The 13,231-nt window shown below is 63.4% G+C and carries 14 protein-coding genes; 7 read left to right on the forward strand and 7 right to left on the reverse strand.

What is annotated here, in order from left to right; all coding sequences use genetic code 11:
- Positions 1-222: 222 nt before the first annotated feature.
- The gene (gene rho / locus IF803_RS17020) at positions 223-1,488 is read right to left on the reverse strand and encodes a transcription termination factor Rho (protein ID WP_028341998.1); all 1,266 of its coding nucleotides are present in this window, start codon (positions 1,486-1,488) and stop codon (positions 223-225) included.
- A 252-nt stretch (positions 1,489-1,740) separates the two neighbouring features.
- Entirely contained in the window at positions 1,741-2,163 is a 423-nt protein-coding gene (gene hemJ, locus IF803_RS17025; RefSeq protein ID WP_028341997.1) for a protoporphyrinogen oxidase HemJ, read from the reverse strand.
- 474 nt (positions 2,164-2,637) lie between these two features.
- On the opposite strand from hemJ, the gene IF803_RS17030 reads away from it, so the two are divergent.
- From IF803_RS17030 to dnaQ, 4 genes are read left to right on the forward strand one after another with little or no spacing between them, the layout of a single operon-like run.
- A complete protein-coding gene (locus IF803_RS17030; protein ID WP_028341996.1) occupies positions 2,638-3,474 on the forward strand; it encodes a pyruvate, water dikinase regulatory protein in 837 nt (278 codons plus the stop codon).
- A gap of 10 nt (positions 3,475-3,484) precedes the next feature.
- Positions 3,485-4,093: a Maf family protein gene (locus IF803_RS17035; RefSeq protein WP_461192864.1), complete on the forward strand. Its 609-nt coding sequence runs from the start codon at positions 3,485-3,487 to the stop codon at positions 4,091-4,093.
- A gap of 48 nt (positions 4,094-4,141) precedes the next feature.
- A complete protein-coding gene (gene coaE, locus IF803_RS17040; protein WP_028341994.1) occupies positions 4,142-4,741 on the forward strand; it encodes a dephospho-CoA kinase in 600 nt (199 codons plus the stop codon).
- A 30-nt stretch (positions 4,742-4,771) separates the two neighbouring features.
- On the forward strand, positions 4,772-5,497 hold the full coding sequence (gene dnaQ / locus IF803_RS17045; protein ID WP_461192865.1) for a DNA polymerase III subunit epsilon: 726 nt from the start codon (positions 4,772-4,774) through the stop codon (positions 5,495-5,497).
- 200 nt (positions 5,498-5,697) lie between these two features.
- On the opposite strand, the gene secB is transcribed toward dnaQ, so the two are convergent.
- On the reverse strand, positions 5,698-6,186 hold the full coding sequence (gene secB / locus IF803_RS17050) for a protein-export chaperone SecB (RefSeq protein ID WP_069279084.1): 489 nt from the start codon (positions 6,184-6,186) through the stop codon (positions 5,698-5,700).
- Positions 6,187-6,598: 412 nt separating this feature from the next.
- On the opposite strand from secB, the gene IF803_RS17055 reads away from it, so the two are divergent.
- The 3 genes from IF803_RS17055 to IF803_RS17065 are packed head-to-tail and all read left to right on the forward strand — an operon-like array spanning position 6,599 to position 9,484.
- Positions 6,599-7,303, forward strand: coding sequence for a Tim44/TimA family putative adaptor protein (locus tag IF803_RS17055; protein ID WP_028341991.1), 705 nt, complete (start codon positions 6,599-6,601; stop codon positions 7,301-7,303).
- Positions 7,281-8,897 (forward strand): murein transglycosylase A, encoded by a 1,617-nt coding sequence (mltA, locus tag IF803_RS17060; RefSeq protein WP_461192866.1) that lies wholly within the window; start codon positions 7,281-7,283, stop codon positions 8,895-8,897. The genes IF803_RS17055 and mltA overlap by 23 nt, the downstream gene beginning before the upstream one ends.
- A complete protein-coding gene (locus tag IF803_RS17065) occupies positions 8,894-9,484 on the forward strand; it encodes a Smr/MutS family protein (RefSeq protein ID WP_461192867.1) in 591 nt (196 codons plus the stop codon). Before mltA ends, IF803_RS17065 begins: the two co-directional genes overlap by 4 nt.
- 18 nt (positions 9,485-9,502) lie before the next feature.
- Here IF803_RS17065 and IF803_RS17070 read toward each other — a convergent pair whose 3' ends face one another.
- The 4 genes from IF803_RS17070 to IF803_RS17085 all read right to left on the reverse strand — a co-directional run bounded on the left by IF803_RS17070 (position 9,503) and on the right by IF803_RS17085 (position 13,229).
- Positions 9,503-10,627, reverse strand: a complete 1,125-nt coding sequence (locus IF803_RS17070) for a hypothetical protein (protein ID WP_461192868.1) — start codon at positions 10,625-10,627, stop codon at positions 9,503-9,505.
- 157 nt (positions 10,628-10,784) lie between these two features.
- Positions 10,785-12,089 carry an ATP-dependent protease ATPase subunit HslU gene (gene hslU, locus IF803_RS17075; RefSeq protein WP_016841472.1) on the reverse strand — a complete coding sequence of 435 codons (1,305 nt, stop codon included), beginning with the start codon at positions 12,087-12,089 and terminating at the stop codon, positions 10,785-10,787.
- 61 nt (positions 12,090-12,150) lie between these two features.
- Positions 12,151-12,747, reverse strand: a complete 597-nt coding sequence (locus IF803_RS17080; protein ID WP_028341987.1) for a DUF2585 domain-containing protein — start codon at positions 12,745-12,747, stop codon at positions 12,151-12,153.
- Entirely contained in the window at positions 12,744-13,229 is a 486-nt protein-coding gene (locus IF803_RS17085; protein ID WP_028341986.1) for a GNAT family N-acetyltransferase, read from the reverse strand. The genes IF803_RS17080 and IF803_RS17085 overlap by 4 nt, the downstream gene beginning before the upstream one ends.
- Positions 13,230-13,231 lie beyond the last annotated feature (2 nt).

Consider the following 13,231-nt stretch of genomic DNA (forward strand, 5'->3'; position numbering starts at 1 on the left):
AGCATAGGCTGATTTCGCTGCAACAGCCGCGCAGCAATGTTGCTGCAGTGTCGCCAGCTAGATCACAAAGCTACGAGAGAAATACGAATAAAGTCAGACATTTAAATGGAAACCCAGCGCGGAGAGCGGCTCCATTTATGCTGCACTTCGCTGCAGCAAATTCGCAGCATGAAAAAAGGCGCCCCGTTTGTGCGGAGCGCCCTTTTCTTTTCGGCCGTGGCCTCAGGTGTTCATGGAATCGAAGAATTCCGAGTTGCTCTTCGTGTTGCGGAGCTTATCGAGCAGGAAGTCGATGGCGTCCATGGTGCCCATCGGATTGAGGATGCGGCGCAGGACGTACATCTTCTTGAGCACCTGCGGATCGGTGATCAGCTCCTCCTTGCGGGTGCCGGAACGGGCAATATCGATCGCCGGGAAGGTCCGCTTGTCCGAAACCTTGCGGTCGAGGATCAGTTCGGAGTTACCGGTGCCCTTGAACTCTTCGAAAATGACTTCGTCCATGCGGCTGCCGGTATCGACCAGCGCGGTCGCGATGATGGTCAGCGAACCGCCCTCCTCGATGTTGCGCGCGGCACCGAAGAAGCGCTTCGGCCGCTGCAACGCGTTGGCGTCGACACCGCCGGTCAGCACCTTGCCGGATGACGGCACGACGGTGTTGTAGGCGCGGCCGAGGCGCGTGATCGAATCGAGCAGGATCACGACGTCGCGGCCGTGCTCGACGAGGCGTTTGGCCTTCTCGATCACCATCTCGGCGACCTGGACGTGACGCACCGCAGGCTCGTCGAAGGTCGACGACACCACCTCGCCCTTCACCGAGCGCTGCATGTCCGTGACTTCTTCCGGACGCTCGTCGATCAGAAGCACGATCAGATAGCAGTCGGGATGATTGGCCGTGATGGAGTGCGCGATGTTCTGCATCAGCACCGTCTTGCCGGTGCGCGGCGGCGCCACGATCAGCGCGCGCTGGCCCTTGCCGATCGGCGCGACGATATCGATCACGCGGGCGGAAAGGTCCTTCTTGGTGGAATCCTCAAGCTCCATGCGGAAACGCTGATTGGGAAACAGCGGCGTGAGATTGTCGAAATTGACTTTGTGCTTGGCCTTCTCGGGATCCTCGAAATTGAGCGTATTGACCTTCAGCAGCGCGAAGTAGCGTTCGCCTTCCTTCGGGCTGCGGATATGTCCTTCGATGGTGTCGCCGGTGCGCAGGCCGAAGCGGCGGATTTGCGAGGGCGAAACGTAGATGTCGTCGGGGCCGGGCAGGTAGTTCGCGTCAGGCGAACGAAGGAAGCCGAATCCGTCGGACAGCACCTCCACGACGCCCTCGCCGACAATGTCGGTCTCGGCGGCGGCGAGGTTTTTGAGAATTGCGAACATCAGCTCCTGCTTGCGCATGGTGCTGGCATTCTCGACCCCATTCTCTTCCGCAAACGAGACGAGCTCGGCCGGCGTTTTCGATTTGAGGTCCTGGAGTTTGATTTCCCGCATTGGGGTCGTCCTGTGAGGAAGTAAGTAGGGAAGGGGTGCGAGGTGGCTTTGGAAAAAGCGGACGCCAAAGGAAGGTCCGCAGGTCTCAGCCAGGAAAGTGCCGTTTGGGCTTTCAAACCTGATGCGGCGCCGGTCCGAAAAGAACCGGAACGCGACCACATCCGCCTGCGTGGGGTGGGATAAATCCTATATAGAAAATCGATTCGTCCTTCGCAAGAAGGACTGAAGCATGCGTCTTGAGCATCGTGATGTCTAGAACGGCTTCACCACCACCATGATCACGATCAGGATCATCAGAACTGTCGGCACCTCGTTGATAATACGATAGAATTTCTGGCTACGCTGATTCCGGTCGGCGGCGAAATCCTTCACGCAGCGGGACAAAAAGCCGTGGATACCCGACATGGCCAGCACCAGCGCAAATTTGACGTGAAACCAGCCGGATAGGTACCAGTGTCCGGCCCAGACCAGGAAAAGCCCGGCCAGCCAGGTCACGATCATCGCGGGGTTGATGATCCCCTTCAAAAGCCGCCGCTCCATGACCTTGAAGGTCTCGGACTGCTTGGAGCCGACCTCGGCCTCGCAATGATAGACGAACAGCCGCGGCAGATAGAGCATGCCGGCCATCCACGAGATCACGGCGACGATGTGCAGGGCCTTGACCCAGGCATAGATCGGCAGGGCGTTGATCCAGTCGAACATCGCAGTGATGCCTTTCGGGGGAACAGTTCGGGAGGGCTCAGCGTTGCGCGCAAGGCTTCGCCAGCGAGGGACGGATACATATCCGCACACACGGCTCTCCTAAACCTAATTAATTTTAGAATCTAAGGTTTGAGTCTTAATGGCAGTGAATTTGACTCATGCAATCCGGTCCAGCGGTTCTTGCGGCCTTGTTCACATCCCTCAACATTCCGCTCGACGGCGGCGGATATCCGGAATCTCTCGCAGGACTCAATTGGTTGCGCGCGTCTGTGGCCAGCTTATGAAGAGACAAATCCACACGGGTTCACTATCATCCTGCCTGTGACGTCGACTTATCCTATTGCGGGGTGCTGTGAAGAAAGGGACGGGATATACAGAGTCCGGGCGTCGGACCCGGATTCTTCTCCTCGACCTCCACAGGGATTCACAGGTTAGACAGGGGCTCTGGTGCCGACGACTTCCAATTATTTCCACCTGCATCTGGTGTCGGACTCGACCGGCGAGACGCTGATTACCGTGGCGCGCGCGGTCGCCGCGCAATACGCCAACGTGACCGCGGTCGAGCATGTCTATCCCCTGGTGCGCAGCCAGAAGCAGCTCGATCGCGTGCTCGACGAGATCGAGGAATCGCCCGGCATCGTCCTGTTCACGCTGCTGGAAAAGGATCTGGTCGGCCGGCTCGAGGGCAAGTGCAAGGAGATCAACGTTCCGAGCCTGTCGATCATCGGGCCTGTGATGCAGTTGTTCGAGGCGTATCTGGGTGCCGCGACGACCGGGCGCGTCGGCGCGCAGCATGTGCTGAACGCGGAATATTTCCGCCGCATCGATGCGCTGAACTACACGATGATGCATGACGATGGTCAGCATGTCGAAGGCCTCGAGGAGGCCGATGTCGTGCTGGTCGGGGTATCCCGCACCTCGAAGACACCGACCTCGATCTATCTCGCCAACCGCGGCATCCGAACGGCAAATGTGCCGCTGGTGCCGGGCATCCCGCTGCCGCACCAGCTCGAGACCTTGAAGAAGCCGCTGGTGGTCAGCCTGCATGCGACGCCCGAGCGCCTGATCCAGGTCCGGCAGAACCGTCTGCTCACCATGGGCGACCGCGACAACGATACCTACATCGACAAGCAGTCGGTAGCCGACGAGGTCGCCTTTGCCCGGCGCCTCAGCGCGAAATTCAACTGGGCGCTGCTCGACGTGACGCGGCGTTCGATCGAGGAAACGGCTGCGGCGATCATGAAGCTCCATAACGACCGCCAGCGCGCGCGGCCGTCGGAATGATTCTCACGTCATGAGCATCTGGCGCGGCCCACAGAAGCTGATCCTCGCGTCGCAGAGCCGCGCGCGAAAGATGTTGCTTGAAAATGCCGGCCTCGATTTCGAGGCGCTGCCGGCCGACATCGACGAACGCGCGGTGCAGAAGAATTCCGGCCTTGCGGCGCCGGGCGAGATCGCGTTGCTCCTCGCGTGCGAGAAGGCGTTGTTCGTGTCCAGGCAGCGGCCCGGTCAATATGTCGTCGGCGCCGACCAGACGCTGGCGCTGGGGCAACGGATGTTCAGCAAGCCCGCCGGCCGCACGCAGGCTGCCGAGCAACTTAGCCTGCTCGCCGGACAGACCCATGAGCTGCATTCCGCCGTCTCGGTGGCACGCGATGGAAAGGTCCTGTTCGGCGATGTGAGCGTGGCCCGCATGACTATGCGGCGGCTCGCTGCCGGCGAGATCGAGAGCTATCTCGATCATGCCGGGGAGGCGGTGACGACCAGCGTCGGTGCCTACCAGCTCGAGGGCCTCGGCGTGTATCTGTTCGAGCGGATCGAAGGTGACCATTTCACCATCCTCGGCCTGCCGCTATTGTCGTTGCTGGCGTTCCTGCGCGGCGAGAAGCTGCTCGCGGTGTGAGGCGCGGAGGCGTGGCGACGAGAGAGATGCTGAACCGATGTTGATGCGATGCTGATTCTGGGACTGACCGGCTCGATCGGGATGGGGAAATCCACCACGGCCAAACTGTTCATGGAGGCCGGCGTGCCGGTGTACGACGCCGATGCGGCCGTGCATCAGCTCTATGAAGGCGAAGCCGCGCCGGCGATCGAGGCCGCCTTTCCCGGCACCACTGCCGGCGGCAAGGTCGATCGCACGAAACTGTCGGCGCGCGTGGTGCACGATCCTGCTGCGATGAAGCAGCTCGAGCAGATCGTGCATCCGATGCTCGGCGCGTCGCGCCAGAAATTCTTCGCCGATGCGGAAGCCGCAGGTAACCCGATCGTCGTTGTCGACGTGCCGCTATTGTTCGAGACCGGCGGCGAGAAGCGTGTCGATGCCGTCGTTGTCGTCACCACCTCGCCGGAACTGCAGCGCGAGCGGGTGCTGGCCCGCGGCACGATGGATGCGGCCAAGCTCGACGCCATCATCGCCAAGCAGATGCCCGACGCCGAGAAGCGCAAACGCGCGGATTTCATAGTGGATACCTCGCACGGACTCGATCCGGTGCGGGCGCGTATCCGCGACATTCTGGCCGAGGTCGTTAAGATGCCGAAGCGGCGCGCCTGATTCGCCCGCCTTTTCGGATTCATTCACGTCATGCGCGAAATCGTTCTCGATACCGAAACCACTGGCCTCGATCCGCTGCGCGGAGACCGGCTGGTGGAGATCGGCTGCGTCGAGATCTTCAACCGCATGCCGACCGGACAGACCTACCACGTCTACATCAATCCCGAGCGCGACATGCCGGCGGAAGCGTTCGCCGTGCATGGGCTGTCGACCGAGTTCCTGGCCTCCAAGCCGCTGTTCAACGAGGTGGTCGACGAGTTCCTGGCCTTCATCGGCGATACGCCGCTGGTGATCCACAACGCGTCGTTCGATATCAGCTTCATCAACGCCGAGCTCGACCGCATCAAGCGGAAGGCGATCCCGAAGGACCAGCTGGTCGATACGCTGCTGCTGGCACGGCGCAAGCATCCCGGCGTGTCGAACCGGCTCGACGATCTCTGCTCGCGCTATCAGATCGACAATTCCCGCCGCACCAAGCACGGCGCCTTGCTCGACGCCGAGCTGCTGGCCGAGGTCTATATCGACCTGATCGGAGCGCGGCAGTCGCAGCTGATCCTGGCGTCGGAAACGTCGGATGCGCGCGCGGGCGGCCATGGTGGTGATACGCCGCGGCGGCAGCGCGAGACCCCGCTACTCGCGCGGGTCAGTGACGCCGATCGAGAGGCCCACCGGGCCTTCATCGCCACGCTCGGCGACAAGCCGATCTGGAACGATTACCTGCCGCCGCCAGCGCCTGCCGCAGCACCGGCGGCTTGATTCAAGATAGGTCGGGGCGCAGTTCCGTCATCCCCGCGCAAAGGCTTCGCCTTTGTCGCTGCAGGTGCGAGCTCTTGCGAGCCTCGAAGGATGCACGGCCCGGCTGGCGGCCGTCGATCCTTCGAGACGCCCGCAAGCGCGGGCTCCTCAGGATGACGGATCACACTTCCGCGCGTGTTACATTTTCTCGAGTTTAGAACTCAGCTCGGCTTGACGCCGGGAGCAGCCTGGGCGGCCGCCTGCCGCTCCATGTTCTGGCGGTAGAGACCGAGGAAATCGACGGGGTCGAGCAACAAAGGCGGGAAGCCGCCGTCGCGGACCGCGGTCGCGACGATCTCGCGTGCGAACGGGAACAGCAGCCGCGGGCACTCGATCATGACCAGCGGGTGCAGGTTCTCCTTCGGCACATTCACGATCCGGAAGACGCCGGCATAGGCGAGGTCGAAGCTGAACATCACCTTGCCTGCGGTCTCGGCCTTGCCCTCGATCGAGAGGATCACCTCGTACTCGTTCTCTGACAGGTTGTTGGCGGAGACGTTGATCTGGATGTTGATCGCCGGCTGCTGTTGCTGCTGGCCGAGTGAGGCCGGCGCATTCGGGTTCTCGAACGACAGGTCCTTGGTGTACTGCGCCAATACGTTGAGCTGGGGAGCGGGTTGTTCGACGGGGGCGCCGTTGCCATTGGTCATGAAAATGTCTCCTGGAGCAGCGCTCGATGGACAGAATGTCCGACGGCACGCGTTTAAGGTGTTGAGAATGCCGATGCCGGGCGAGTGGCTATCATAGGCCCGGCTCGGTCCACAAGGACGACGAAAGGGCGGGCCGGCGGCAAGTTCTCCCGGCAAAGGGCGGCGCGCGTGAGCCTGTCCAATCTCTTAACAGCTTCCTAAATTATTGAAGATACGCGATTTCCTGAAAGGAACGGTTTCCCCCGGGGGTCAAAACGCGCTACACTTGCCCGTGCCAAAAAGCGCCATTGGCCGGGCATAGTTTCGTGCCTACATCTGCGGACTCTATCGGTGATGTAATCTCTGCTGTTCCCGACCGGGAACGCTTTGACGGCCGGCCCGTTGCCGGCAGAGACCAGAAAGCGAATTCGACGTGGATATCTACACCATCATCTTCCTGGCGCTGGCCGTGTTTATCTTCCTGCGCCTGCGCAGCGTTCTCGGACAGCGCACGGGAAGCGAGCGGCCGCCTTATGATCGCGCCGCGCCCAACGTCGTGCAGCGCGGTCAGGATAACAACGTCGTTCCGATCCCGGGATCGGTGATCGACCAGCCGGCCTCGGCCGCGCCCGCCGAGCCGGTCGAACCGACGGAACACTGGAAGGGCATCGCCGAGCCCGGCACCCCACTGGCGCAGGGTCTCGACGCGGTGGCCGCCCAGGATTCCTCGTTCGATCCGCGGCATTTCCTCTCAGGCGCCCGCTCGGCCTATGAAATGATCGTGCTGGCCTTCGCCAATGGCGATCGCCGCGCGCTGCGCGATCTGCTGTCGACCGAGGTCTATGAAAGCTTCGAGGCCGCGATCAAGGATCGTGAGAAGCACGAGCAGAAGACCGAGACGCGGTTCGTCTCGATCGACAAGGCCGAGATCGTCAGCGCGGAGGCGCGCGACCGCTCGACCCAGCTCACCGTCCGCTTCGTGTCGCAGATGATCTCGGTCACGCGCGACAAGGCCGGCACCATCGTCGACGGCAGCCCGGACAAGGTCGCCGACATCACCGATATCTGGACATTCGCCCGCGACTCGACTTCCCGCGATCCGAATTGGAAGCTGGTTGGCACTGGAAGCGCTCACTAAGCATCTCAGCTACGGGCGGCTCGCGGTCGCGTGCTGCGCGCTCGCGGTGCTGTGCTCCACCGCAGCGATCGCCGCGCGCTACAGATCAAGCCGGCACCCTCCGCCGCGGCACGAGCATAGCCACCCGATCCCCTATCCCAATCTGGAAATGCCGCTGCAGGTCAGCGGCAGCCAGTATGAGCCGCTCGCCTGGTCCAACGTCGCCGGCTGGAGCGCCGACGATCATCTCGCGGCTTACAAGGCGTTTCGCACCAGCTGCAAGCCAATCGCGGCCCAGCAGGGCACGCCGGCCGATTCGAAAGCGCTCGGGAGCTCGCTGCGCGATCCCTGCCGGATCGCCAAGGGACTCGCGCTGAGCGACGGGGTCAAGGCGAAGGACTTCTTCGAGCAGAATTTCGTGCCGCTGCGCATCTCGCGGCTCGGCGAGGACGCCGGCTTCGTCACCGGTTACTACGAGCCGGTGCTCGATGGATCGCGGACCCAGACCGACGTCTACAACGTGCCGGTCTATCGCCGCCCGTCCAACCTGTTCGTGCGCGGCAAGACGCAGAATTCGGTCGGCCTGCCCAATGGCGGCGCGGTGTACCGCAAGATCGGCCGGCGCAAGCTCGTGCCCTATTACGACCGCGGCCAGATCGAGGACGGCGCGATCGCCGGGCGCGGGCTCGAGATCTGCTGGCTGAAGAGCCAGACCGATCTCCTGTTCGCGCAGATCCAGGGCTCGGCGCGGATCAAGCTCGAGGACGGCAGCACGCTGCGCATCAATTACGATGCGCATAATGGTTATCTCTATACGCCGGTCGGACGCGTCCTGATCGACCGCGGCATCATCCCGAAGGATCAGATGTCGATGCAGAAGATCAGGGAGTGGATGGAGCAGAACCCTGACGGCGCCAACGACCTGCGGCGGCAGAACCGTTCCTACGTCTTCTTCCGCGAGGTCCCGCTGTCCGACAAGGACGAGGCCGTCGGCGCGCAGGGCGTGCCGCTGACGCCGGGCCGCTCGATCGCGGTCGACAAGGCGCTGCATGTCTACGGCACGCCGTTCTTCATCGCCGGCGAGCTGCCGATCGAATCCGAACAGTCGAAGACGCCGTTCCACCGGCTGATGATCGCGCAGGACACCGGGTCGGCGATCGTCGGCCCGGCCCGCGCCGATCTTTATTTCGGCGCCGGTGCGGACGCCGGGAAGGTGTCGGGCCGGCTGCGCCACAACATGCAATTCGTCATGCTGGTGCCGAGAGGGCTCGACCCCGTGGCGCGCGGCCACAAGCTGCCCATCCCGGATGAGCGGCCCTCGGCCAAGATCGCAAAGCTGTTTCCGCAGACCGAACCGCCGAAGGACAAGCCGGCGGCGAAGGCTGCGGATGTGTCGACCGCCGGTATCGCCAAAAGCGCGGCGAAGGACTCAGGCAATAGCGCTGCCAAGAACCCGGCCGCGAAGGATGTCGCGCCCGCAGCGCCGGCAGCAACGACCCCTGTCGCGCAGGCCGCACCTGTGGCAGAACCGGTGCCGTTGCCGGTCGCCCGGCCCGATATTCCGCAACCGGAGAAGCGGCGCTTCCGGCGCTATCGCCATTACCGCGATCAATGAAACGACCCGCGCCGATTCCCGATCTGTCCGCTCCGTCGCGGCGCAAGCGCGCGCTGAGCGAAGAGGAGCGTGCGCTCTGGGAGAGCGTGGCAAAGCAGGTCAAGCCACTGCGCAAGCGGCCGGTCGCCGCGAAGGCCCACGCCGCCGCCTCTGATCCGGCCACCCATCACGCGATTGCCAAACCCATCCCGGTCAAGCCGGTGGCAGTGGTCAAGGCTGCGCCGGCGCAACGCCCGCACGTGCCGCCGCTGGCGCCGATCGGCCGCCGCGAACGTGCAAAGCTCTCGCGCGGCCGGCAGGAGATCGATGCGCGGCTCGATCTGCACGGCATGACGCAGAGGCGCGCGCATCGCGTGCTGTTCACCTTCCTGCAGCGCGCGCACAGCGACGGGCTCACTTTCGTGCTCGTCATCACCGGCAAGGGCAAGGCAGGCGGTCTCGATTCCGAACGCGGCGTGCTGCGCCGCCAGGTTCCGGAATGGCTCAGCCTGCCGGAATTCCGCTCGCTGGTCGTCGGCTTCGAGGAAGCGCATATCGGCCATGGCGGCGAGGGCGCACTCTATGTGCGTGTCCGGCGCGCGCGCTGAGCATGATCAACGAAAACGTTAGAACGGCCTGACGATCCCGACGCGCGGGATCAGCGTCACGATCCAGCCGAGGATTGTGGTCTTGCTATCGTCTGACGGGATCACCGGCACATCCTTCGACGCCGGCAGCATCCTGGTCGCATGCAGCATCAGGAACATGCAGACCGCCCAGTTCGAGATCCAGCGCGAATAGTCGAACACGGTCACGAACATCACGAAATAGCCGGCGCTGATCACAACGAGCGCTCCGAGCACGATCCGGCGATGCAGTTCACTAGCGAGCGCGCCAATCAGTCGCGCGAAATAGCGCCACAGCGGCGTGTGCAGCCAGATCAGCAGCGCAAACACCGGGACGCCCAGGATGTTCGATGGCATGCGCGCCCAGGTGTCGGCGAACTCCTTCGACAGCGGCTGGTACCAGATGTAGCCGAACTGAAGCAGGTCGGTGCGTGACGGATCGGCCATCCGGCTCTGCAGATGACGGATGAATTCGTCATAGGGCACGTCGACCGTGCCAGCGAATTGCGCGACCAGGAACAGGATGCCGACCGCGGCGAGCGCCGCGATGCCGAAGACGGCGTTCCGCGGCGTCACGCCTTGCACCAGATAAAAGCGCAGCACCACGATCGCCGCGATGGTCGGCACATACATCAGGACGAAGATATGATGGACCAGGATCAGAAGGATCGAGAACAGCGCGGCAATCAGCACATACACCACTGAGCGCGCCGGGATCAGCAGCAGCACGATCGTCAGCGCACAGCCATAGATGTCGAAATGGCCGAGCGTGTGCATGAAGTTCTTCAGGAAGAACGGCGAGCCCGCGATGAAGACAAACAACGGCCAATGCGCGTCGTTGAAGCCGAATGTGCGGCGGAACAGTTTGATGAACAGTCCGAGCGTCAGCAGCCAGATCGCGCCGGCCAGCGCGAACACCAGCCATACGGGCACCTTGTCGGTGAACAGCGACACGATCGCCCCGACCAGCGCGCGCTTGGTGAAGCCGTAATGATAGTCGACGAGCAAGTGGATGTAGGGAACGAAGGGCGGCAGCGCGATCTTGTGCAGGAACACGCCGACCAGCACGGCCACATTGACGGCCAGCATCAGGCGCCAGGGGTTTTGCCACACCCGCAGATTCATCGATCGCCCACTCTCGTCGTCCCGGGCAAGCGAAGCGCGACCCGGGACCCATAACCACCGAAGGCAGTTCTAGAAGGAATGTCGGCCCGAGTCTTTGTCACCGCGGACTGTCGGGGTTATGGGTCCCGGCTTTCGCCGGGACGACTACGGTGGCCGCCTACAAAATAAACCGGCTCAGATCGGCGTTCTTGGCGAGGTCGCCGACATGCTTGGTGACGTAGTCGGCGTCGACCTGGATGGTCTCGCCGTGGCGATCGGGCGCGGTGAAGGAGATCTCGTCCAGCACCCGCTCCATCACGGTCTGCAGCCGCCTTGCGCCGATGTTCTCGACCGTGGAATTCACCGCCACGGCGACATCGGCCAGCGCGTCGATGGCGTTGTCGGTGATGTCGAGCGTGACGCCCTCGGTCTTCATCAGCGCGACATATTGCTTGATCAGCGACGCCTCCGGCTCGGTCAGGATCCGGCGCATGTCGTCGCGGGTCAACGCCTGCAGCTCGACGCGGATCGGCAGGCGGCCCTGCAGCTCCGGCAAAAGGTCCGACGGCTTGGCGATGTGGAACGCGCCCGAGGCGATGAACAGGATGTGGTCGGTCTTGACGGCGCCGTGCTTGGTCGAAACCGTGGTGCCCTCGATCAGCGGCAGCAGGTCGCGCTGCACGCCCTCGCGGGAGACGTCGCCGCCGGCGCGGTTCTCGCGCACGCAGATCTTGTCGATCTCGTCGAGGAACACGATGCCGTTGTTCTCGACCGCGTTGATCGCCTCCTGCACCAGCTGATCGGTGTCGAGCAGCTTGTCGGATTCCTCGTTGACGAGGATTTCGTGCGAGCCCTCCACCGTCAGGCGGCGGGTCTTGCTGCGTCCGCCCATCTTGCCGAAGATGTCGCCGAGCGAGATCGCGCCCATCTGGGCGCCGGGCATGCCGGGGATTTCGAACATCGGCATGCCGCTGCCGCCCGACTGCGTCTCGATCTCGATCTCCTTGTCGTTGAGCTCGCCGGCGCGCAGCTTCTTGCGGAACGACTCGCGCGTCGCCGGGCTCGATCCCGGGCCGACCAGCGCGTCCAGCACGCGTTCCTCGGCGGCAAGCTGGGCGCGAGCCTGAACGTCCTTGCGCTTGCGCTCGCGGGTCTGCGCGATCGCGACCTCGACGAGGTCGCGGACGATCTGCTCGACGTCGCGGCCGACATAGCCGACCTCGGTGAACTTGGTGGCCTCGACCTTGAGGAACGGCGCGCCGGCGAGCTTGGCCAGCCGCCGCGCGATCTCGGTCTTGCCGACGCCGGTCGGCCCGATCATCAGGATGTTCTTGGGCAGAACCTCCTCGCGCAGGGAACCGGCGAGCTGCAGCCGCCGCCAGCGGTTGCGCAGCGCGATCGAGACGGCGCGCTTGGCGTCGGTCTGGCCGACGATGAAGCGGTCGAGTTCAGAAACGATTTCACGGGGAGAGAAGTGAGTCATTGGCTCTAGCTAGGTTGGAATCGCGGTCTCGGCAAGCGGCAGTCCTCCAAGGCATGATCCCCTAAAGGATCGGCGGCCCAGCCTGCCACTGCCGGATCGCCTCGAACGGGTGGATCAGCATGATGATGTTCAGTGTCAGATTGTCGCGAATGTGAAGCAGCAACACGGTTTCGAACAAAACGCCGAGCGCGACGGTCGCGGCGATCGGCAGCTTGCGCGCCAACAGGAAGCCGATAACCATCGCGAGCGTGTCCGACACCGAATTGACAATCGTGTCGCCGTAATAGTCGAGAGAGATCGTGCCGGCGCGGTAGCGCTCGATGATCCAGTTGGAGTTTTCGACGAGCTCCCAGCTGCCTTCGATCAGCATCGCGACAATCAGCCGCCCGGGCCAGGCGAGCCGCGGCAGCAGGAGGAAGGTCAGGCCATAGAACAGCAGGCCATGCAGCACATGCGACAGCGTGTACCAATCGGCGATGTGCTGCGAGTTCTCCGAGCTCTGAACCGTACCATGCCAGAGCTTGACATAGCCGCAGGCACAGATCGGCAAACGGCCCATCGCATAAAGCAGCGCCGCCTGCAGCACGAGCAGCGCTGCCGCGATCGCCAGCCAATGCCACGCTGAAACGCCGGTGACAGGCTTGTGCGCGATCGTCATGCGTCGCGCGCCATCAGCAGCGCCGGCCCGTCCGGCGTATCGACCATGCCCATCCTCTGAAAACCCGCCTTCTCATAGGCGCGGATCGCGCGCGCATTGGCCGGATCGGGATCGGTGACGATGCGTGGCGCGCCTTGTGCCAGCCGGTCGTCGACAAAGGCGCGGATCAGCGCCGAGCCGTGGCCACCGGCCATCATGTTGGGCTCGCCGATGAAGAGATCGATCCCGCGCGTGCCCTCGGGCTGGAGCCCGAAGCCGGAATTCCACGCCGTCAGGTCGTAGCACTGGATGTAGCCCAAATCGGACGCATCGGCCGCGACGATGAACTGGTCCATGGCCGGCTCGTCGAGGTCGCCGCTGACCAGCGCATATTGCTCGGCCGGATCGCCCCACCATTCCCGGACATGCGGCAACGCCAGCCACTGCTTGATCCGCGGCAGGTCGGCCGGCGTCATCGGGCGGAAATGATAGGGGCGGGCCATGC

This window comes from Bradyrhizobium sp. UFLA06-06 (assembly GCF_054820065.1).